This is a genomic window from Methylobacterium sp. AC690, assembly GCF_979256535.1.
This window is the reverse complement of sequence record NZ_CEEDOX010000011.1, coordinates 147,914-168,544: the sequence shown is the minus strand read 5'-3', so window position 1 is coordinate 168,544 and position 20,631 is coordinate 147,914. Positions and strand designations below refer to the sequence as shown.

General features: G+C 69.1%; 23 protein-coding genes and 1 tRNA gene. 11 read left to right on the top strand and 13 right to left on the bottom strand.

The features are described from left to right. Nucleotides 1–99 precede the first annotated feature (99 nt). The 3 genes from AC0IY1_RS14655 to AC0IY1_RS14645 all read left to right on the top strand — a co-directional run bounded on the left by AC0IY1_RS14655 (nucleotide 100) and on the right by AC0IY1_RS14645 (nucleotide 1,587). Nucleotides 100–846, top strand: a complete 747-nt coding sequence (locus tag AC0IY1_RS14655; protein WP_055951807.1) for an N-formylglutamate amidohydrolase — start codon at nucleotides 100–102, stop codon at nucleotides 844–846. A 50-nt stretch (nucleotides 847–896) separates the two neighbouring features. Further along, nucleotides 897–1,205: a DUF1244 domain-containing protein gene (locus AC0IY1_RS14650; RefSeq protein WP_471770398.1), complete on the top strand. Its 309-nt coding sequence runs from the start codon at nucleotides 897–899 to the stop codon at nucleotides 1,203–1,205. Between the two features lie 115 nt (nucleotides 1,206–1,320). Beyond that, nucleotides 1,321–1,587, top strand: a complete 267-nt coding sequence (locus tag AC0IY1_RS14645) for a DUF2312 domain-containing protein (RefSeq protein ID WP_055951813.1) — start codon at nucleotides 1,321–1,323, stop codon at nucleotides 1,585–1,587. Between the two features lie 93 nt (nucleotides 1,588–1,680). Here AC0IY1_RS14645 and AC0IY1_RS14640 read toward each other — a convergent pair whose 3' ends face one another. From AC0IY1_RS14640 to AC0IY1_RS14630, 3 genes are all read right to left on the bottom strand, one after another. Further along, a complete protein-coding gene (locus AC0IY1_RS14640) occupies nucleotides 1,681–1,815 on the bottom strand; it encodes a hypothetical protein (RefSeq protein ID WP_471770397.1) in 135 nt (44 codons plus the stop codon). Nucleotides 1,816–1,998: 183 nt separating this feature from the next. Further along, entirely contained in the window at nucleotides 1,999–2,307 is a 309-nt protein-coding gene (locus AC0IY1_RS14635) for a hypothetical protein (protein WP_055951817.1), read from the bottom strand. 202 nt (nucleotides 2,308–2,509) lie between these two features. Continuing rightward, nucleotides 2,510–3,844 (bottom strand): MFS transporter, encoded by a 1,335-nt coding sequence (locus AC0IY1_RS14630; protein WP_055951820.1) that lies wholly within the window; start codon nucleotides 3,842–3,844, stop codon nucleotides 2,510–2,512. 346 nt (nucleotides 3,845–4,190) lie between these two features. On the opposite strand from AC0IY1_RS14630, the gene cyoA reads away from it, so the two are divergent. Genes cyoA through AC0IY1_RS14605 form a run of 5 tightly spaced genes read left to right on the top strand, consistent with a single transcriptional unit; the run spans nucleotide 4,191 to nucleotide 9,277 of the window. Beyond that, nucleotides 4,191–5,399: a ubiquinol oxidase subunit II gene (gene cyoA, locus AC0IY1_RS14625; RefSeq protein WP_471770396.1), complete on the top strand. Its 1,209-nt coding sequence runs from the start codon at nucleotides 4,191–4,193 to the stop codon at nucleotides 5,397–5,399. A gap of 60 nt (nucleotides 5,400–5,459) precedes the next feature. Then, nucleotides 5,460–7,463 (top strand): cytochrome o ubiquinol oxidase subunit I, encoded by a 2,004-nt coding sequence (gene cyoB, locus AC0IY1_RS14620; RefSeq protein ID WP_103708905.1) that lies wholly within the window; start codon nucleotides 5,460–5,462, stop codon nucleotides 7,461–7,463. A 4-nt stretch (nucleotides 7,464–7,467) separates the two neighbouring features. Beyond that, a complete protein-coding gene (gene cyoC / locus AC0IY1_RS14615; protein WP_055951829.1) occupies nucleotides 7,468–8,136 on the top strand; it encodes a cytochrome o ubiquinol oxidase subunit III in 669 nt (222 codons plus the stop codon). Further along, a complete protein-coding gene (gene cyoD / locus AC0IY1_RS14610) occupies nucleotides 8,133–8,522 on the top strand; it encodes a cytochrome o ubiquinol oxidase subunit IV (RefSeq protein WP_471770395.1) in 390 nt (129 codons plus the stop codon). Before cyoC ends, cyoD begins: the two co-directional genes overlap by 4 nt. Further along, nucleotides 8,522–9,277 carry an SURF1 family protein gene (locus AC0IY1_RS14605; RefSeq protein WP_471770393.1) on the top strand — a complete coding sequence of 252 codons (756 nt, stop codon included), beginning with the start codon at nucleotides 8,522–8,524 and terminating at the stop codon, nucleotides 9,275–9,277. The genes cyoD and AC0IY1_RS14605 overlap by 1 nt, the downstream gene beginning before the upstream one ends. Nucleotides 9,278–9,279: 2 nt before the next feature. Here the strand turns inward: AC0IY1_RS14605 and AC0IY1_RS14600 are convergent, their stop codons facing one another. Together AC0IY1_RS14600 and AC0IY1_RS14595 are read right to left on the bottom strand one after the other, a co-directional pair. Beyond that, entirely contained in the window at nucleotides 9,280–9,906 is a 627-nt protein-coding gene (locus tag AC0IY1_RS14600; protein WP_471770391.1) for an alpha/beta hydrolase, read from the bottom strand. Nucleotides 9,907–9,980: 74 nt separating this feature from the next. Further along, nucleotides 9,981–10,910 (bottom strand): ring-cleaving dioxygenase, encoded by a 930-nt coding sequence (locus tag AC0IY1_RS14595; RefSeq protein WP_471770388.1) that lies wholly within the window; start codon nucleotides 10,908–10,910, stop codon nucleotides 9,981–9,983. Between the two features lie 126 nt (nucleotides 10,911–11,036). On the opposite strand from AC0IY1_RS14595, the gene AC0IY1_RS14590 reads away from it, so the two are divergent. Beyond that, a complete protein-coding gene (locus AC0IY1_RS14590) occupies nucleotides 11,037–12,011 on the top strand; it encodes a LysR family transcriptional regulator (RefSeq protein ID WP_471770386.1) in 975 nt (324 codons plus the stop codon). Between the two features lie 9 nt (nucleotides 12,012–12,020). Here AC0IY1_RS14590 and AC0IY1_RS14585 read toward each other — a convergent pair whose 3' ends face one another. Further along, on the bottom strand, nucleotides 12,021–12,251 hold the full coding sequence (locus AC0IY1_RS14585; protein WP_244477285.1) for a hypothetical protein: 231 nt from the start codon (nucleotides 12,249–12,251) through the stop codon (nucleotides 12,021–12,023). Nucleotides 12,252–12,433: 182 nt separating this feature from the next. Between AC0IY1_RS14585 and AC0IY1_RS14580 the strand changes: the two genes are divergently transcribed. Further along, complete coding sequence (locus tag AC0IY1_RS14580) at nucleotides 12,434–12,961, top strand: DUF4142 domain-containing protein (protein ID WP_055951847.1); 528 nt, start codon at nucleotides 12,434–12,436, stop codon at nucleotides 12,959–12,961. 63 nt (nucleotides 12,962–13,024) lie between these two features. On the opposite strand, the gene AC0IY1_RS14575 is transcribed toward AC0IY1_RS14580, so the two are convergent. The 5 genes from AC0IY1_RS14575 to AC0IY1_RS14555 form a co-directional block, all read right to left on the bottom strand. Then, the gene (locus AC0IY1_RS14575; protein ID WP_055951850.1) at nucleotides 13,025–13,831 is read right to left on the bottom strand and encodes a transglutaminase-like domain-containing protein; all 807 of its coding nucleotides are present in this window, start codon (nucleotides 13,829–13,831) and stop codon (nucleotides 13,025–13,027) included. A gap of 73 nt (nucleotides 13,832–13,904) precedes the next feature. Continuing rightward, the gene (locus AC0IY1_RS14570) at nucleotides 13,905–14,825 is read right to left on the bottom strand and encodes a transglutaminase family protein (RefSeq protein WP_055953613.1); all 921 of its coding nucleotides are present in this window, start codon (nucleotides 14,823–14,825) and stop codon (nucleotides 13,905–13,907) included. Between the two features lie 135 nt (nucleotides 14,826–14,960). After that, on the bottom strand, nucleotides 14,961–15,467 hold the full coding sequence (locus AC0IY1_RS14565) for a response regulator (RefSeq protein ID WP_055953617.1): 507 nt from the start codon (nucleotides 15,465–15,467) through the stop codon (nucleotides 14,961–14,963). A 203-nt stretch (nucleotides 15,468–15,670) separates the two neighbouring features. Continuing rightward, nucleotides 15,671–16,870 (bottom strand): transglycosylase SLT domain-containing protein, encoded by a 1,200-nt coding sequence (locus tag AC0IY1_RS14560; protein ID WP_055951853.1) that lies wholly within the window; start codon nucleotides 16,868–16,870, stop codon nucleotides 15,671–15,673. Between the two features lie 210 nt (nucleotides 16,871–17,080). Beyond that, nucleotides 17,081–17,157: transfer RNA gene (locus AC0IY1_RS14555), tRNA-His, on the bottom strand. Nucleotides 17,158–17,367: 210 nt separating this feature from the next. Here AC0IY1_RS14555 and AC0IY1_RS14550 point away from each other — a divergent pair. Beyond that, nucleotides 17,368–19,212, top strand: coding sequence for a chloride channel protein (locus AC0IY1_RS14550; RefSeq protein WP_471770385.1), 1,845 nt, complete (start codon nucleotides 17,368–17,370; stop codon nucleotides 19,210–19,212). A gap of 26 nt (nucleotides 19,213–19,238) precedes the next feature. Here the strand turns inward: AC0IY1_RS14550 and AC0IY1_RS14545 are convergent, their stop codons facing one another. Then, on the bottom strand, nucleotides 19,239–19,439 hold the full coding sequence (locus AC0IY1_RS14545) for a hypothetical protein (protein ID WP_055951859.1): 201 nt from the start codon (nucleotides 19,437–19,439) through the stop codon (nucleotides 19,239–19,241). Between the two features lie 143 nt (nucleotides 19,440–19,582). Next, complete coding sequence (locus AC0IY1_RS14540) at nucleotides 19,583–20,599, bottom strand: YfdX family protein (RefSeq protein WP_471770383.1); 1,017 nt, start codon at nucleotides 20,597–20,599, stop codon at nucleotides 19,583–19,585. Nucleotides 20,600–20,631: the final 32 nt, after the last annotated feature.

The window sequence follows — 20,631 nt, the reverse complement described above, 5'->3', positions numbered from 1 at the left end:
GGCGCGATCCGCGATACGTGCTGTGCCCGACGCTCGCCGCCTCGGCAAGCCGCGCGTTCGCGGGATCAGCGCCCGCGCCAAACCGGACCGTGTCTCCCCATGCAGCCACCGCATCCCGTCGAGACCATCCCGGGCGATCCCGCCGGGGGCCTGCTCCTGATCTGCGACCACGCCTCGAACCATGTACCGGAGGACCTCGCCCAGCTCGGGGTGCCGGAGCATGAATTCGCCCGCCACATCGCCTACGACATCGGCGCCGCCGCGGTGACGCGCCGGCTCGCCGAGGCCCTGAACGCCCCCGCGATCCTGACCCGGTTCTCGCGCCTGATCATCGACCCGAACCGGGGCCGCGCCGACCCGACCCTGGTGATGCGCCTCTCCGACGGGGCGGTGGTCCCGGGCAATGCCCGCATCGACGCGGCGGGCAAGGCCGAGCGCATCCGGCGCTTCTACGAACCCTTCGACGAAGCGATCGAGGCCGGAATCGCGCGGGCCGAGGCCAGCGGCACCCGCCCGGCCATCGTCACCATCCACAGCTTCACGCCGTATTGGCGCGGCGTGCCGCGTCCCTGGGAGGTCGGCATCCTCTGGGACCGGGACGACCGGATGAGCGCGCCGCTGATCGCGGGGCTGCGGGCCGACCCGGCCGGGCTGACGGTCGGCGACAACGAGCCCTATGGCGGCGGGCTGCCCGGCGACACGATCGACCGCCACGCCATGGCGCGGGGCCTGCCGAACGCGCTGGTGGAGATCCGCCAGGACCTGATCGCCGCGGAGGCGGGACAGCTCGCCTGGGCGGAGCGATTCGCGCGCCTCCTGCGGCCGATGCTGCCGATCCGCGCTTGACGGGACGCCCCGGCGCGCCGACCTCAGGCGGAGATTGGGAGAGACGCATCATGACCGAGATCGACGACGCCACCCGCACCGAGCTCGAGGCCGCCGTGTTCCGGCGCCTCGTCGCTCACCTGCAGACCCGCACGGACGTGCAGAACATCGACCTGATGAACATGGCCGGCTTCTGCCGCAACTGCCTGTCGAACTGGCTCAAGGACGCCGCCGATGAGCGCGGCCTGCCCATGGACAAGGACGAGAGCCGCGAGCGCATCTACGGCATGCCCTTCGCCGAGTGGAAGCGCCTGCACCAATCCGAGGCGACCCCCGAGCAGCAGGCGGCGTTCGCCAAGGCGGCCGCGGAGCCACACTGAGGCCGGGGCCGGGGGAATGGCCGGGCCGTACTAAGGTCCCGGTAAGCTTGACGGCTTAGTGAGGCGGTTCCGGCGCAGCCTCCCGCGCCTCGCAGATCAGGGACTTGAGACGACCATGGCCGCATCCGCCGCACCCGCCGTCGACGCTTCCTCCGTCGCCGCCGACCAGCTGAAGAGCTTCATCGAGCGCATCGAGCGCCTCGAGGAGGAGAAGGCCGGCCTCGCCTCCGACATCAAGGATGTCTACGCCGAGGCCAAGGGCACCGGCTTCGACACCAAGGCCCTGCGTAGGATCATCTCCCTGCGCAAGAAGGACCATGCCGAGCGCCAGGAGGAGGAAGCCATCCTCGAGCTCTACATGCAGGCCCTCGGGATGGTCTGACCGCCCGTCTTCGTCCCCGGGGCCGCCCGCAGGTCGGACGCCCCGGGGCGCGGTTTCGCCGCTGGGACCGGGCGCCATCGGCGTCAGCCCGCCTCACCGACTTCGAAACTCAGCGCCGACCTCGCCCTCGCGGAGATCGGCGGCGGCACCGATGCGGGTTACGCCTTCCAGTCCGACAGCCCCGCCGAGCCCGCTCGTCTCGAGTCCCTGGGCATCGTCGGCGGCCATGATCACAGCGCCGACGAATTCGCGGGGCTCGCCAGCATCACGCCGCGGCTCGACCTCGCGACCCGCCTGGTGATGGAGGTGTCGCGGGCACGGGCCCGCTGAGCGGGCCCGTGCCCGGATTCCCAAGTCGGCGTTGACGGCTCTTCCGGGCCGTACGGGACGGCAGGACGCGCCCCGTCCGCCTCAGCGCAGCACCCGGGGCGGCGCTCCGCCCGATGCGTCGGGTCCGTCCGCATCGCACAGGCCGGCCCAGAGCTTCCACTCGGTCCAGGCCTGCTCCAGGGCCGCCACGGCCTCGTCCCGGGTCGATACGGTCGCTCCCCGCCGGAACGGGGCCGCCCCGATGTCGAGGTGCAAGCCCCAGGTCCATTGCGCGTCGGGCGCGGGATCGTCGCGGATGCAATCCACCCGCCCGACGATCAGCGCGCCGCTCGTGATGACGTAGGTCTCGCGCGGGTGGTCCTCGAGGCGGGTGTAGATCAGCTTCGCCACGATGCCCTGAGCCCCTATCCCTCTGAGCCGTCGCCCCGCGTCCGGCCCGGCCCCGGCATCCTACCTCAGGGATCGCGCGCGCGAAGCCGGCGATCCTGCGTCCCAATGGGTGATGCGGGGACGTCGCGGCCGGGCCGCAACGAAAAAGCCCCGGCGGCACGGGGCCGTCCGGGGCTCGATCATCGCGCCGTGAGCGTGGCCTTCAGAGGCGGGCGGTCTCGCGGCGGTTGAAGGCGAGGGCGCAGAGCGTCGCGACCGCGCCGGAGAGGAGGTAGACGCCGACCCAGGAGAGGCCGAAGCGGCTGGAAACGCTGAGCGCCACCAGGGGCGCGAAACCCGCGCCGATCAACCAGGCGAGATCGGAGGTGAGGGCGGCACCGGTATAGCGGAAGCGCGTGCCCAGATTGGCGGTCACCGAGCCCGAGGTCTGGCCGTAGGAGAGCCCGAGCAGGCCGAACCCGATCAGGACGTAGATGGTCTGGCCGAGCTCGCTGTCGCCGAAGACGATCGGTGCGGCGATGCTGGCCAGGGCGAACAGACCGATCAGGCCGGCCGCCACGCCCACCAGGGTGCGCCGGCCGATGCGGTCGGCGAGTACGCCGGAGAGCACGATGGTGCCGGCGGCCAGGAAGGCGCCCGAGCACTGCACCAGCAGGAACTCGCCCGCCGAGCGCCCGGTGAACAGGTGGATCCAGCTGATCGGGAAGACGGTCACGAGGTGGAACAGGGCGAAGCTCGCCAGCGGCACCACGGCGCCGATGAGCACGAAGCGGCCATGCGTGCGCAGGAGCTCCAGCACCGGGGTCGGCTCCAGCTCCTGCATCTGCAGCATCCGCGAGAATTCCTCGGTGGCCACCAACCGCAGGCGGGCGAACAGCGCCACGACGTTGATCGCGAAGGCCACGAAGAACGGGTAGCGCCAGCCCCAATCGAGGAAGTCGGCGTTGGAGACGTTGCCCAGGAAGAACGCGAACAGGGCGCTCGCCAGCATGAAGCCCACCGGGGCGCCGAGCTGCGGGATCATCGCGTACCAGCCGCGCTGCTTCTCGGGGGCATTGAGCGCCAGCAGCGAGGCGAGGCCGTCCCAGGCGCCCCCCAGGGCCAGACCCTGGCCGAAGCGCAGGGCCGCCAGGATCCAGATCGAGAGCGCGCCGATCTGGTGATAGTTCGGCAGGAATCCGATCGCCATGGTCGAGCCGCCGAGCAGGAACAGCGCGATGGTCAGCTTCGCGGCCCGGCCGTGCCGGCGATCGATCTCCATGAAGATCACCGAGCCGATCGGGCGGGCGATGAACGCCAGGGCGAACAGCGCGAAGGCGTAGAGCGTGCCGGTCAGCGGGTCGGCGAAGGGGAAGAACACGCCGGGAAAGATCAGCACCGAGGCGATGCCGTAGACGAAGAAGTCGAAATACTCCGCGGCGCGCCCGATCACCACGCCGATGGCGATTTCGCCCGGCGCGACCGTGTGATCGCTCGACGCCTCGTGCGCGTCGCGCTCCAGCGACGTGGTGGAGGGCACTGCATAGTCTGCGCTCATCGAGGAAACCGTGCTCGCTTCATGCGTTCGTGGCCGAATCGGGTGCAGCGCGGTGCGCGACGCCCGGAGGATGGGACACCTGTACGCCTCGCCCTTTGTCTGCGTCAAAGCGCAGCGTGACGCGGCCTCCGGCAAACAGCGCGGTATCTTGGCGCAATGCATCTCGGTGTGGAGAAGGTCCATAGCGCGGTTTGTCTGAAGAGCGCTATGAGCCTAGCGCTGATCAGACGCGCTGGCTGCGACTTGCTAGATTGATGCAATGCAGCGAAGTGACGTCCGACGATTCCTCCGTGGGCCAATCGCGGCCGACGGACGTCGCTCTTCCGAGATGGTGCCAAACGAGTCCATGCCGGTCAAAACGCTTCGTACGCTCGCGCTCCTCCCGCTGTTCGGCCTGCTCTCGGGCTGCAACATGGTCCTGATGCAGCCCTCCGGCGACATCGCGGCCCGCCAGCGCGACCTGATCCTGGCCTCCACCGGCCTGATGCTCCTCATCATCATCCCGGTGATCGCCTTCACCCTCCTGTTCGCGTGGCGCTACCGGGTCTCGAACACCAAGGCCGAGTACGATCCCGACTGGCACCACTCGACGCAGCTCGAGGTGCTGATCTGGTCGGCGCCGCTGGTCATCGTGATCGCCCTCGGGGCGCTGACCTGGATCAGCACCCACACCCTCGATCCCTACCGGCCCCTGAGCCGTCTCGACGCGGACCGGCCGCTGCCGGCGGGGGTGAAGCCGCTGTCGGTCGAGGTCGTCGCACTCGATTGGAAATGGCTGTTCTTCTACCCAGATCAGGGCATCGCCACCGTCAACGAACTGGTGGCGCCGGTCGATGTGCCGATCTCCTTCAAGATCACCTCCGCCACCGTCATGAACTCATTCTTCATCCCCGCGCTCGCCGGGCAGATCTACGCCATGGCCGGCATGGAGACGAAGCTCCACGCGGTGATCAACAAGGCCGGCACCTATGAGGGCCTCTCGGCCAATTACAGCGGCTCCGGCTTCTCGCGGATGAACTTCAAGTTCCACGGGCTCGACCAGGCCGGGTTCGACCAGTGGGTCGCCAAGGTGAAGGCCGAGGGCAAGCCCCTCGACCGCCAGAGCTACCTCGCCCTGGAGAAGCCGAGCGAGCGCGAGCCGGTGCGCTACTTCTCCACCGTGGAGAACGGCCTCTACAGCGCAGTGCTCAACATGTGCGCCGTGCCCGGCAAGATGTGCATGAACGAGATGATGCACATCGACGCCATGGGCGGGGCGGGCAAGGAGAGCCACGGCAACCGCGAGCGGCTGGAATACGACAACCGCTACGCCGAGCAGGGCGTCGAGGCCCCGGCCGCCACGGTCGGGGGTTCGGGCCGCGAATCCCACAGCCGCGAGCAGCCCGAGGGCATGAAGCCGAAGTCGATCGCCCCCGACGTCAAGCCCGACTCGGCGCCCGAACATTCCGGCCACGACCATTCGGGACACGACCATGCGGGCCATGGCGGCCCGGCCGGCGACGGCAAGGACTCGAAGGGGTCCGACCCGATTGCACCCGGCCAACTCAATCGATAGCGCGGACGCCTCGGACGCCCGCGACCCCCATTCGGCACGCTTCTCTCACGAGCAGGTTCCATGTTCTCCAATCCGGATCTCCAGAAGCTCCTGTTCGGGCGCCTGACGCTCGATGCCGTGCCGCTTCATGAGCCGATCCTCCTCATCACCTTCGCGATGGTCGGCCTCGGCGGTGTCGCGGTCCTCGGCGCACTCACCTATTTCCGCCTCTGGGGTCCCCTCTGGCGCGACTGGTTCACCTCCGTCGATCACAAGAAGATCGGCATCATGTACATCGTGCTCGCGCTGGTCATGCTGCTGCGCGGCTTCGCCGATGCGCTGATGATGCGCGCCCAGCAGGCGATGGCCTTCGGGCCGAACGAGGGCTACTTGCCGCCGCACCACTACGACCAGATCTTCACCGCCCACGGCGTGATCATGATCTTCTTCGTGGCGATGCCGCTGGTCACGGGCCTGATGAACTTCGTCGTGCCGCTGCAGATCGGCGCCCGCGACGTGGCCTTTCCGTTCCTCAATAACTTCAGCTTCTGGATGACGGTGAGCGGCGCCGTGACCGTGATGGCCTCGCTGTTCGTCGGCGAGTTCGCCCGCACCGGCTGGCTCGCCTATCCGCCGCTCTCGGGGCCCGCCATGAGCCCGGGGGTCGGCGTCGACTACTACATCTGGGCGCTGCAGATCGCCGGCATCGGGACCCTGCTCTCGGGCATCAACCTGATCGCCACCATCGTGAAGATGCGCGCCCCCGGCATGACCATGATGAAGATGCCGGTCTTCACCTGGACCGCGCTCTGCACCAACATCCTCATCGTCGCCGCCTTCCCCATCCTCACGGCCGTTCTCGCGCTGCTGTCGCTCGACCGCTACGTCGGCACGCACTTCTTCTCGAACGACCTCGGCGGCAACCCGATGATGTACGTGAACCTGGTTTGGATCTGGGGTCACCCGGAGGTGTACATCCTCATCCTGCCGGCCTTCGGCGTGTTCTCGGAGATCGTCTCGACCTTCTCGAGCAAGCGCCTCTTCGGCTACGCCTCGATGGTCTACGCCACCGTCGTGATCACGATCCTGTCCTACCTGGTGTGGCTGCACCACTTCTTCACGATGGGCTCCGGCGCCAGCGTGAACTCGTTCTTCGGCATCACGACGATGATCATCTCGATCCCGACGGGTGCGAAGATCTTCAACTGGCTGTTCACCATGTACAAGGGCCGCATCCGGTTCGAGGTGCCGATGCTCTGGACGGTCGGCTTCATGGTGACCTTCGTCATCGGCGGCATGACCGGCGTGCTGCTCGCCGTGCCCCCGGCCGACTTCGTGCTGCACAACTCGCTGTTCCTGATCGCCCACTTCCACAACGTCATCATCGGCGGCGTGCTGTTCGGCATGCTGGCCGGCATCACCTACTGGTTCCCGAAGGCCTTCGGCTTCAAGCTCGACGACTTCTGGGGCAAGGTGTCGTTCTGGTTCTGGCTGACCGGGTTCTGGGTCGCCTTCATGCCGCTCTACGTCCTCGGCCTGATGGGCGTCACCCGCCGCGTGCAGCACTTCGACGATCCGTCCCTGCAGATCTGGTTCATCATCGCCGCCTTCGGCGCCGTGCTGATCCTCTGCGGCATCGCCTCCTTCGCGATCACCCTGGTCGTCAGCGTCCTGCGCCGCGAGCAGCTGCGCGACACGACCGGCGACCCGTGGGGCGGCCGGACCCTGGAATGGGCGACCTCGTCGCCGCCGCCGGACTACAACTTCGCCTTCACGCCCGTGATCCACGATCACGACGCGTGGTGGGACATGAAGAAGCGCGGCTATGCCCGCCCGATGCAGGGGTTCCAGGCGATCCACATGCCGAAGAGCACCGCGGCCGGCATCATCCTCGGCGTCCTCAGCATCGTCTTCGCCTTCGCGATGATCTGGTACATCTGGTGGCTCGCGGCCTTCAGCTTCGCCGCGATCGCAGTCGTCGCGATCGGCCATACCTTCAACTACAACCGCGACTTCTACATCCCGGCCGACGAGGTCGTCCGGACGGAAGGCCAGCGGACGGCCCTTCTGGCGGAGCGCGTCTGAGATCATGGCAACCCACGCGACCCCGGCCATGAACTTCGAACCCGGGCGGAACCCCGGGGTCACCATTCCCCAGGTCGACCCGACGACCTTCTACGACGCCAAGGGCGAGCATCACCCGGAAGGGAGCACGATGCTCGGCTTCTGGCTCTACCTGATGAGCGACTGCCTCATCTTCGCGGCGCTGTTCGCGACCTACGCGGTGGTGGGCCGGAACTACGCCGCGGGCCCGTCGCCGAAGGATCTGTTCGACCTGCCGCTGGTGGCGTTGAACACCTCGATGTTGCTGTTCTCCTCCATCACCTACGGCTTCGCCATGCTGGAGATGGAGAAGGGCGACCTCAGCCGGGTGCAGATCTGGCTGGCGGTGACCGGCCTGTTCGGTCTCGCCTTCGTGGGCCTCGAACTCTACGAGTTCCACCACCTGATCCACGAGGGCGCGACGCCCCAGCGCAGCGCCTTCCTGTCGGCCTTCTTCACCCTGGTCGGCACCCACGGCCTGCACGTCAGCCTCGGCATCGTCTGGCTGGTGACCCTGATGGCGCAGGTGCACAAGCGCGGGCTGGTGCCCGAGAACAAGCGCCGGCTGCTCTGCCTCAGCATGTTCTGGCACTTCCTTGACGTGATCTGGATCGGCGTCTTCACCTTCGTGTACCTGATGGGAGTCCTGCAATGAGCGCCGCGTCGAAGGCAGGACACGTCGATCACGGACACGGTCACGGGCACGGGCATGCCGACGCCGGCAGCCACGGGAGCTTCCGGGACTACATGACCGGCTTCGTGCTGTCGGTCATCCTGACGGCGATTCCGTTCATCCTGGTGATGGGCAACATCCTCGGCAACGACCGCATCACCGGCATCGTCATCATGGGCTTCGCGGTGGCGCAGATCGTGGTGCACATGATCTACTTCCTCCACATGAACACGAAGTCCGAGGGCGGTTGGACCATCCTGGCGCTGATCTTCACCCTGACGCTGGTGATCATCACGCTCGCGGGCTCCCTCTGGGTGATGTACCACCTCAACACCAACATGATGCCGCAGCACATGCATATGGGCTGATGGCCAGCCCACGGCCGGCGGCGCGGCGCTCCCGATTCGCCCTCGCTGCCATCACCGTCACGGGGCTGATCCTCGTGGCGGTCCTCGCGGCCCTGGGGACCTGGCAAGTCCATCGCCGGACCTGGAAGCACGCGCTGATCGCCAGGGTCGAGGCCCGTGTCCATGCCGCGCCGGTCGAGCCGCCCGGCCCCGGCGCCTGGGATGGCCTCACCGCGGATGCAGATGCCTATCGCCGGGTGCGGACGCGCGGGCATTTCCGCAACGATCGCGAGACCCTCGTCCAGGCCGTCACCGACCTCGGCGCCGGGTTCTGGGTGCTGACGCCCCTGGAGCGCGCCGACGGCACCACGATCCTGGTCAATCGCGGCTTCGTCCCCGGGGACCGGCGCGACCCGACCGCGCGGGCGGACGGGCAGGTCGATGGGGAAGCCGGCGTCACCGGTCTCCTGCGCCTGACCGAACCGGGCGGCGCCTTCCTGCGCAGCAACGCGCCCGAGGCCGGGCGCTGGTACTCGCGCGACGTCGCCGGAATCGCGGCGGCGCGGGGGCTCGGCCCCGTCGCCCCGTACTTCATCGACGCCGATGCCACACCGAACCCCGGCGGCTGGCCGGTGGGCGGGCTGACCATCGTGCATTTCCCGGACAACCACCTCGTCTACGCCATCACCTGGTACGTCCTCGCCCTGATGGTCCTGGGGGCGGTCGGCTACACCCTGGTCGATGCCCGCCGCGGCCCGCGGCGCACATCGGCCTGAGGTCAGGCCGCGGCGAGACGCGTGAGCCAGGCGCCGGCCTGCGCGACGTCGGCCTGCGAGAGCCCGTGCCCCACCGGCAGGGTCTCGTGGCTGACGGTGGCGCCGGCAGCCCGCAGGCGCTCGGCGAGCGACCCCACATTGGCCGCAGGCACGATCGGGTCGGCCGCGCCCGAGAGCATCAGCACCGGTCGGCCGGCGAGATCCACTGGCGGCGTCTCGCGCAGCGGCACCATCGGGCGCAGAAGGACCGCGCCGGCCAGGACCCCGGGGTGCAGCAGGAGCAGCGCCGCCGCGATGTTGGCCCCGTTCGAGAACCCGACCGCCACCGGTGCGGCGAGCCCGTAGGCCGTCCGCGCCGCGGCGATGAAGCCGGCGAGGTCCGCGGCGCGGCGGCGGAGATCGGCCTCGTCGAACACGCCCTCCGCGAGACGGCGGAAGAAGCGGGGCATGCCGTTCTCCAGCACTGCGCCGCGGGGGGAGAGCAGCGCGGCGCCGGGCAGCAGGGTCCGGCCGAGCGGCAGGAGGTCGGTCTCGTCGCCGCCGGTGCCGTGCAGGAGGAGGAGCGGCGTCAGCCCCGGCGCGGTGGCGGGCACGAAGCGATGGGTGAGCCCCAGAGAGAGTTCGGTCATGGCAACCTCGTGGCGGTGAGGGTGAGGGCGCCCGCTCCGTCCGGAGCGGGCTTTCGTCTTCGGGCGACTCGCGTTCAGGCGATGGCGGGCAGGTGCCCCTCGATCTGGGCCCGGTGGGGCTCGAGGAAGGCCGGCAGCTTGAGGTCGCGGCCCAGGGTCTCGACCGGCTCGTCGACGGCGAAGCCCGGGACGTCGGTGGCGATCTCGAACAGCACTCCGCCCGGCTCGCGGAAGTAGACGGACCGGAAGTACTGCCGGTCCCGCTGCTCGGTGACGCCGAGCCCGTAGGTGCGGGTCAGCGTCTCCACCATCCGCGCCTGTTCCCCGTCATCCGCTGCCCGGAAGGCGATGTGGTGGACCGAGCCAGCGCCCTGGCGGCCGCGGAGGAACTCGCCCACCGCCCGCAGGGTGACGAAGCCCCCCTCCGGCGCGCCGCTGGCGTAGCGGATCGCTGCGCCCTCGCGTCCAGCCTCCTGGAAGCCGAACACCTCGGTCAGGATCGCCGCGGTGCCCTCCGCCTCCTTGAGCAGCAGGGTGACGCCGTGGAACCCGCGGATCGCGTGCTCCGCCGGGATCTCGGCGCCGGTCCAGGGTACATCCGTTTCCGCCGTGTCGGTGCCGACCAGGGCCAGCATCAGGCCATCGGGGTCGCGGAAGCGCAGGGTCGGTTCGCCCAGGACCTGCACCAAGGCCTCGTGCGTGACGCCCTTCTCGATGAAGCGATGGCTCCACCAGCCGATCGCGGCGCGCGGGACCCGGAACGCGGTCTCCTGGGTCTCGCCGATCCCGACCCGGCCGGGGGCCGCGTGCGCGATCGGGAAGAAGGTCAGGATCGTGCCGGGGCGGCCCGTCTCGTCACCGTAATACAGGTGGTAGGTGCCCGGATCGTCGAAGTTGACGGTCTTCTTCACCAGCCGAAGGCCGAGGACCCGGGTGTAGAACTCGACGTTGCGCTCGGCGGCGCCGGAAAACGCGGTGACGTGGTGAATGCCGTTCTGGGCCATGGGACGAACTCCTCGGGGGCCGCACCGCGCCGGGGACCGGCCGTGCTGCGATGACCGGAAGATGCGCCTTGCCTCCGCGTTCGAAAATGGAAACGATGGAAACGCATCGTTTCTCAAAGGTCACCGATGAAGCTCCCCGACTTCGAAGCCTGGGCCATCTTCGCCAAGGTGGTCGAGACCGGATCCTTCGGCCGCACGGCGACGGAGCTGGGCATCACCAAGGGCACGGTCTCCAAGGCCGTGACCCGCCTCGAAGCCCGCATCGGCGCCCGCCTGTTCCACCGCACCTCACGCAAGCTCGCCCTGACGGAGGCCGGCGCCTCGGCCCGGGAAGCCGCCGCGCGCATCCTGGCCGAGGGCGAAGCGGCCGAGGCCCTGGCACGGGACGCGGCGGCGCAGCCGCGCGGCAAGGTCCGGCTCGCCGCGCCCATGTCGTTCGGGGTGCTGCACGTGGCGCCCCTCCTGCCGGATTTCCTCGCGGCCCATCCGGGCCTGAGCATCGACCTGCATCTCAGCGACGACCTGATCGACCTCGTGGGCGGGGGCTTCGACCTCGGCCTGCGCATCGCCGCGCTGACGGATTCCTCGCTCCGGGCCCGGCGCCTCTGCGCGGTTCACCGCTCGCTCGTCGCCACGCCCGATTATCTCGCCCGGCACGGCTGGCCGGACCATCCGCACGACCTCGCGGGCCATGCCTGCCTCGGCTACGCCTACCTGCCGAGCCCGGATCGCTGGCGGTTCCTCGGCGCCGACGGCGAGGAGGCCACGGTGGTGCCGGATGGCCCCCTGAGGGCGAACAACGCCGATGCCCTGGCGCCGGCCCTGCGTGCCGGCCTCGGCCTCGCGGTTCAGCCGGACTTCATGGTGTGGGAGGACCTGCGCGACGGGCGCCTGGTCCGGGCCCTGCCGGGCTGGACGCCGCCGCGGATCGATCTCCACCTCGTCACCCCGCCGGGCGATCCGCGCCCCGCCCGGGTGAGCGCCCTGATCGCCTACCTGGCCCGCACCCTCTCGGCCGCGCCCTGGGCCGAGGGGCATGGCGCAGGGGGGCAAGGCGCAGGGGGGCACGACACAGTGGGACACGCCGCAGTCCCGGTGTGAGCCGGCGACTCAGGCCTCGGCGATCTCCAGGGTGAGGCCGCGTCCGCGCAGCACCTTGTCGAGGCGCTGATGCATTTCCGGGCAGAGGTGGTTCACGCGCAGGTGCAGGGTATCGCCCTGCGGCGTGCCGGTGACCCACAGGCGGTAGCGCAGGCCCTCGTCCCGGAGCTGCTCCAGCAGGCGCTCGGAGGCAATCCGGTTGGCCTCGTTGTTCATCGCGATGAGGCGTGCATCCATCATGGTCTCTCCTGCTTCCAGAGGTGCAACGCGCAGCGCAGCCCTTTTCGTCCCTGCAATCGGGATTCGTGGTGAAGCGCCCTGTGCCGGCTCACCGGAGGGGAGGGCGGTCCGCGCCGCCGCGCATCCGGAACACGGGGGCGACGCCGAGGTTCACGCGAATGCAATCGCCTGAGGAGGGTTCGATGACACGTAGGGCCATGATCGCCGTCGCGGTGCTGCTCGCGGGACCGGCCGCCGCGCAATCGGTGGGCGAGAAGACGGGGGTGAACGCGCTGATCGGCGTGAGCCCCTCCACCGCCGACTTCGTCACCCAGGCCGGCATCAGCGACCTCTTCGAGATCCAGACCAGCCGGCTCGCGGCCGAGCGCAGCGACGCTCCGACCAAGACCTACGCCCAGCAGATGATCGCCGATCACGAGAAGACCACCGGCGAGATGAAGTCGATGGTCCAGGGTGGAAAGCTGCAGGCCACCCTGCCGACCGCCCTCGACAGCACGCATCAGGGCAAGCTCGACACCCTGAAGGGCCTGCAGGGCGACGCCTTCACGAAACAGTACCACAGCGATCAGGTGAAGGCGCACAAGGACGCCGTCGACCTGTTCCAGCGCTACGCCAAGGGCGGCGACAACCCGGAGCTGAAGGCCTGGGCCGCCAAGACCCAGCCGGCCCTCGAGCACCACCTCAAGATGGCGCAGGATCTCGACAAGTAGGTCCGGCGCGCCGGCGGGCCGGAGGGGCGGCGTCGTTGAGACCCGCCCCGGCCCGCCGCGGGCTCAGAAGACCTCGTCCGTGTGGACGTCGAAGCGGGCGAGGTGCGCGTAGCCGAAGTTCGTGGTGATCGCCACGTCGGTGGCGTCGCGCCCGCGGGCCATGACGATCCGGCCGATGCGCGGCGTGTTGTGGCGCGCATCGAAGGTGTACCAGGTCCCGTCGAGATAGGCCTCGAACCAGGCCGAGAAATCCATCGGGTCGGGCACCGGCGGAATGCCGATATCGCCCAGGTAGCCGGTGCAGTAGCGCGCCGGGATATTCATGCAGCGGCAGAACGCGACGGCGAGATGCGCGAAATCGCGGCAGACGCCCTGGCGCTGCATGAAGCCGTCCCAGGCCGTCCGGGTGGCATCGGCGCACATGTAGTCGAAGCGGATGCGGTCGTGGACGTAATCGCAGATCGCCTGCACGCGGCCCCAGCCCGTGGGCGTGCCGCCGAACAGGGACCAGGCCGTCTCGGACAGCTTGTCGGTGTCGCAGTAGCGGCTGCCCAGGAGATAGACCAGCACGTCGTTGGGCAGGTTCTGGACCTCGATCTGCTGGGCGTTGGGCGCGTAGACGTCGGGAAAACCGGAATCCTGGACCACGAAATCGGCCGAGATCGTCAGGCGGCCGGGGGGCGTGACGATGCGTGTGCAGATGTTGTCGAACACGTCGCGATAGTCCTGCGACGGGATCGGCGGATCGAAACTGATGACGTGGGGGGTCAGAACGTCCGGCATGCGCGAGGGATGAACGCTCAACGCGAGGATCATCGGCGTTGGCTGAACCGATTCGAAGGCGATGTCGAACCCAGTCCTGATCTTCATGTCCACCACCTGATCCTGTCGAGAAACACACGCTCGTTGCTTGCGGCCGGGCAGCGGACGCCGCACCGGTGCGTCAACGCGCCAGATCCGGATCGGTCACCCGAGGCCCCCCGGCCCCCGGCTCGACTTCCTCGACATCGACGCTCACCGTCATGCCCAGATCGTCCGCCGGAAATCCGAAGAACGAGCCGTGCAGCGGGACTGCCTGGCGCGGGTCTCGCGCCACCGCGACCCGGATGAGGTCCCGATTGCCGACGATGCCGTTCGTCGGATCGAACTCGATCCAGCCCGCGCCGGGCAGGTAGACCTGCACCCAAGCATGAGTCGAGCCACCGCCCACGTGCCGGTCGCGATCCCCGCGTGGGTTGTAGAGGTAGCCCGAGACGAAGCGGGCCGCCATGCCGAGGGCACGGACGGCCTCGATCATCAACACCGCGAAATCGCGGCAGCTTCCGCGCTTGAGGCGCAGCGTCGTCACCGGATCCTGCACGCCCTTCTCCGAGCGGGCGAGGTAGGCGAAGTTGCGCCGGACGCTGCGGGTCATCTCGGCCAGGAGATCCTGGGTCCCGATCCGTCCGGCGGGCGGCACGAAGCTGCGGGCCCAGGCATCGACCTCGTTGCGCGGATCGGCGTATTGCCGCTCCATCGAGCGGCTGAGATCCGGGATGTCGTCGGCCCCGTAGCCGAACGGGTAGAACGCCGCGTGGGCGGCGATCGGGAAGACCGGGGCCGATTCCGGCGTGTGGTCGAGGGTGATCGCGCATTCGAAGGTGAGCTGCGCGGCCCGTCCCGTGAAGGTCGCCACGGCCACGCAGTTGCCGAAGACGTCGTGGAGCCAGCGCAGGCCGCTCGGCTCGGGCGTGATCTTGAGGGTCGCCGAAATCAGGCGCTGGTCGTAGCTGTCGCGCGGCCGGAACAGGATGCGGTGCTCACCGAAGCCCACCGGCTGCCGGTAACGGTAGGTGGTGAGGTGGCGGACGGACAGGATCGGCACGGCGGGGGGCTCCACCACGCCGGATCGGCGCGGTCTGGTCGGCGCGAACGCGATGTTTGGGAATGCAAGTCGCGCGCCGGGGGTAACCCCTCACGGGATCGGCGGGAAAGCGCCCGATGGGGCGATCCGGCCGCGTCAGGGCACGATCGGCTGGGGCGCGGTGGTGGCGATCTCGGCCTCGCTCAGGAGATCGAACGGGCGCCACGGCTTCGGGATGAAGACCGCCTGCTCCGGAAGGGTCCCGGGTCGCTCGGCCCGCCTGCCCGAGGTGACCACCATGCGGGCCGCCGGCCAGAGCAGGGCGATCGCCGAGGCGAGCTGGACCCCGTCCATCGCGCCGGCCAAGCTGACATCGGCGAAGACCAGGGCGACGTCGCCGCCGCGCTCGCGCATGATGTTGAGGGCGGCTTCCGCGCTGTCGCAGCCGATGGCCGTGAGTTCCGTGTCGCTGAGCAGGGCCTCGGCCAGGGCACGGGTGGCGGCGTCGTCCTCGACCACGAGGGCGAGCTTGCCCGGGCGGGGCTTGGGCACCGGTTCGGACTCGACCTTGCGGACCAGGATCGCGAGGTGTTCCGGCACGCCCTCGGCGATCAGATCGTCGTAGAAGGCGGCGAGGGCCTGGCCGATCCGGTCCAGAGACATGCCCGGACTCAGCGTGTCCGCGAGCAAGGGCCGGCTGACGGCGGTCGGCAGATCCGCGTTCGTGCCTTTCGGGTCCGGCAAGCAGGGCCTCCGCGGTGTGTGTCTCGGGGCGAACCGGGAAAGAGGCTCGCGGACATTAAAGCCGGGAGGTCACGGTCAGTTGCGGGAAATCATCCCTCGGGCTGTCCGAGCTGTGCGTTTCGTCAGTCGACCGTCGCGTCGGCATAGGCGAGGATGCCGGCCATGGAACGCACGTCGCGGTAGCGTTCGCCGCGGGTGCTCATCATCGCCTCGAACTTCTCGTGGACCTGCGCCACCGACAGGCTGACCGCCTTCCGGCGCCCGCGCTGAGCGGCGAAGAAGATCGTCTTGTTGGCGCGGGCCGGGCCGGGCAGCATCTGGGCCGCGGCGGCCTTCGGCTTGTCGACCACGCTGGCGAGGAAGTCCTCGGCGTCGTCCGGGCCGAGGAAGTGCGCGAGGTAGACCTCGCCGAGGGTGAGTTCGCGGCCGATGCGGAGGGCGATGCGGGCGGCGTCGCGCTTCAGCATCTCGCCGGCCAGGAGCGCGGAGAGGTAGGGGTCGCGGCGCATTTCGAGAATGCGGGTCCGCTCGGCGGGATCGAGGACGGTGGGACGACCGTTGTCGCCCGCCACCACGAGGGCGGCGTCCGCCGCGAGGCCGTATTTCGGCCCGAAGTCGCGCACCACGCCGAACCAGGTCCGCTCGATGAACTGGAACAGGCCGGTCGCGGAGGACGTCTGGGCCTGGACCTCGGTCTTGAAGCTCGACTCCTTGTCGGCCACCGCCATCAGCAGGACCGGGTCGGTTTGCACCGCCTGGGCCGCGCGCACGATCTTCTGCACGAGGTGGCGCCGGATCTTCATCGGCCCGAACTCGATGACCTCGTTCGGGTCGCCGACCGAGCTCTCCGTCAGGAGGTAGTCGTAGGAGACCCGGTCCACCGCGTTGGACCCGAGCTCGGTGTCGAGGTCGTGGACCGGAGCGAAGGCGGAAGCGGCGGTGATCACCGCGCGGGGCGCGGACGCGGTCGCCTGGGCGGAGGTCTGAAGGATGACCGGGGCCGGCTGGATGCGCGGCCGCGGCATGGTGATCTCGGTCATCGCCTGGGCCGACTGCACCACGCCGGCGTCCGGACCGACGCCGTAGACCAGGGCTCCGCCCAGTCCGCCCGCCAGGAGCAGCATGGAGAGCACGGACCGGGTGAGGGCGGGGCGGCTGCCGTGATCGCGGCCGACGCGGCCTCCGAGGGTCAGGGCATCCGAGGAGGACGGAGCGGCGCCGAGGCCGGAGCGCGCTGCGAGCGCGCCTTTCGCAAGCGAGCCCTTAGCGATGGGGCCCTTGGCGAAGACGGTCCGTGACGATCCGACGTTTCGACCCTGCATCTGCGCGACCCAACCCCGTTCCCTGGCGACGGATTGAGATTAGCTTGACAGATGTGGCGACAACACGGCCCGGTTTGGGGCAATCCCGTGGCAAGTTTGGCACGGTGTCCAGAGCGTTTTCGCACATCGCCGGCCAAGCGCGCGGCCTGCGAAACGCCGAACGCGGCCATGCCAGAGCACGACCGCCAAAGATCGATTATCGAGAAGGAATGGTACCACTGCCCCGGCTCGAACGGGGGACCTCTTGATCCACAATCAAGCGCTCTAACCAACTGAGCTACAGCGGCACTGCGGGCGATCTATCCCGAGCCGCGCCGCATTTCAAGCCGCCTTCGGCTGATCGCCGGCAAAAGTGTGGACCATTCTCCGGGCGATCCCTCGGCGCCACGCGCGCGCAAGCTGTGCGGTCGACGCCGGGGCCACCGACAGGCTAAGCAGGACGCGGGTCCGTCTCCCTGCGCGCGTTCTCCCCTGCGCACGCTCGCGTCCATCGGTCGATGCCACCGCCATCCAGTCCCTCCCGTCCGCCGCGCGCCCGGCAGGTGCTCGTGCAAGCCCCCGGGCAACTGCGCGCCCTCGTGCGCGGCAGCGAGATCGGCCTGATCGTGCTGGCCGCGCTGATCGGGTGCTGCGGCGGCGTCGCGGTGGCCGGGATGAACCGCGCGACGCAGGCCATGCGGGAACTGCTCTACGGTCTCCCGCCGGGCCTGCGCCTCAGCGCGGCCACCGATCTCCCACCCCTCGTGGTTCTCCTGGCACCGGCCTTCGGCGGCGTTCTCCTGGCGCTCTTCACCCTGGCCCTGCGCTGGCAACGGCGGCCACGGCGCCCGGTGATCGATCCGATCGAGGCGAACGCGCTGCATGGCGGCCGGATGTCGGTCCGCGATTCCACCATCGTGGTGATCCAGAACACGATCTCCAACGGCAGCGGCATCTCCGTGGGGATGGAGGCGGCCTACACGCAGTTCTGCGCCGGACTGGCCTCGCGCCTCGGGCTGTCCTTCGAGCTGCGCCGGGCCGATCAGCGGACCCTCGTCGGCTGCGGCGCCGCGGCGGCCATCGCGGCGGCCTTCGGCGCGCCGCTGACGGGGGCGTTCTACGCCTTCGAACTCATCATCGGCACCTATTCCATCGCCACGCTGACCCCGGTCGTGGTCGCTGCCCTCTGCGGCAGCGTCGTCGCCCGTGCCCTGGTGGCGCAGACCTCCCTCGTCACGGTCGAGCGGGCGGATGCCGTCACCACGACGGTGCTGACCACCCTCGACACGGTGCCGAGCCTCGCCCTCGGCCTGATCTGCGCCGGACTCGGCATCCTGATCATGCGCGGCGTCACCCTGGTGGAGGCCGGCTTTCGCGCCACCCGGCTTCCGACCCTCTGCGTACCGATCCTCGGCGGCCTGTGCGTCGGAGGGCTGGCGCTCCTCGCCTCAACCCAGGTCCTGTCCGGCGGGCACGGGGCGCTGCACCTGCACCTCGACGCCCACGGGACGACCCTCGGCCTCTCGGCCCTGGTCATCCTCTTCGTCGCCAAGGCCACGGCCTCGGCGATCTCCATCGGCTCGGGGTTCCGCGGCGGCCTGTTCTTCGCCTCGCTCTTCCTCGGTGCGATCGCGGGCGAGATCTTCGCCGCCGGCATGCCGATGATCCTGCCCGGCCTCGCCGCCTTCGGGTTGACCCCGCTCGCCTACGCGGTGATCGGCATGAGCGCGCTCGCGGTGGCGGTGATCGGCGGACCGTTGACCATGACGTTCCTCGCCCTCGAGCTCACCGGCAGCTTCCCGATCACCGGCCTGGTGCTGGTGGCGGTGATCGCCTCGTCGCTGACCGTGCGGAAAACCTTCGGGTACTCGTTCGCGACCTGGCGCTTCCACCTGCGCGGCGAGAGCATCCGCAGCGCGCACGATGTCGGTTGGATTCGCACCCTCACGGTCGGCAAGCTGATGCGCCGCGAGGTGCCGACGGCCGCCCTCGACCAGAGCCTCGCCAACTTCCTGCGCAAGCACCCGCTGGGCTCGCCCTCCCGCGTGGTGGTGGTGGACGGGCAGGGACGCTACGCCGGCATCGTCCTGGTGCCGGAGGCCCACGCGGCCCTGCAGGAAGCGGAGGTCGAGGCGCCCGGTCTCAGCGGACTCTTGCGCCACACCGACGACGTTCTCACCGCCGACATGAACGCCAAGATCGCCACGGCGATCTTCGACCGCACGGAGAGCGAGGCCCTGGCGGTGGTGGAGGATCTGAAGAGCCGCAAGGTGATCGGCCTCCTCACCGAGAGCCACACGCTCAAGCGCTACAGCGAGGAACTGGACCGGCAGCGCCGGGCGGTGCTGGGGGAGACGAGTTGAGGGCCGGGTCGGGTCGCTCCGTTCGATCACGGACGACCGGTGGCGCGGCGCCAGCCGACATAGCCGAAGGCGAAGAGGCTCGCCCCGCCCATCATGAGGAGACTCCAGCCCCAGTCGCTCGGAAGCTGCCCATCGACCGGATGACCGGCGAGGCCCGCGGCCAGCACGATGCCGAAACCGAAGACGATGGCGGAGAGCAGTAGCCCGAGGTTGATCCCGATACTCATGGATGAACCCCTTTCCCGAATGACGTCCGGGCGCCGCGGAGCGGGCGCGCAAGGGCCGACGCCGGGTCCCCGAAGGAACGCGGCGCCGGCAGGGTCGGCTCAGAGGATCACCTCGTCTCAGAGGATCACCTCGGCTGAGCGGATCACTTGGGCGCGGCGGTCGAACCGGTCGTCGCTGCGGGTGCCGCGGCCTTCTGCGGTGTTCCAAGCACGTTCACCATGTCGAAGCGCACCCCGTCCTCCACCTTCTTGAGGAGGGCGTTGCCCTCGTAGTACTTGCCCTGTCCGATGAGGCTCGCCGCCTGATCGACATCGGTGGTCGTCTGGTTCAGCGGGACGACGGCCAGGACGAAGTTCATGTCCACCCCGGCGAGCTTGAGCTGGTCGATGGCCGACTTGCGGTCACCCTTCTCCAGGCTCTTGTTCGCGGTCGCCACGGCAGCCGCCTTGGTGGGCGTCGCGACGAAGTCTTCGCCGAGCGTCAGCTGGCCGTCGACGGGCAGCCAGGCCGTGGGCTGCGTGGATGCCTTCGCATCCGCAGTCTTCGCGTCGGCCGTCTTCGCATCCGCGGTTTTTGCATCGGCCGCCTTCGCCATCGCGGCGTGCTTGTCGGGGCTCCGAAGGTCCGCTTCCGCCTTGGTGTAGACAGCCTCGTCCGTCTTGGCCTTGGCGAGGGCCGCCTGCGCCTTGCCGATCAGGGATTTGGCGAGGGTGGGATCGGCGTCGAAGATGGCGATGCGGGCCAGGTGCAGATCGCGGAACGCCTGGGCGCCGTCCTTCGACAGCTTGCCCACATCCTTGTCCGCCGCCTGTTGCGCGGCCGTCACCGGCGGAGCCGTCGCGGGCTTCACTGCATCGTTGGCCAATGCCACACCGCTGAGGAGCGAGGTTGCGGCAAGGAAAGCGGCAACTGTTCTTGTTTTCTTCATCACACTACCTCCGAAGAAGAGCCGCGCCCGGATCACTGATCTTGTTGATCTACCTGCGCTGGCGATCTCTTCTGAAGAGAATGTGGTCCCGAGCGATCGCGATGTCATCTTAAAGATTGGTATGGTTCGGTTCATCAAATATTCGTTGACATAGGTCCCGTCGAAGGGGCGGAACAAGTCCTTACCGAGTCGGACGGTGGCGGCACAAAAAAGCACGCGGTGATCGCTCACCGCGTGCCGGTCATGCCTCCGAGGGTCGAGCG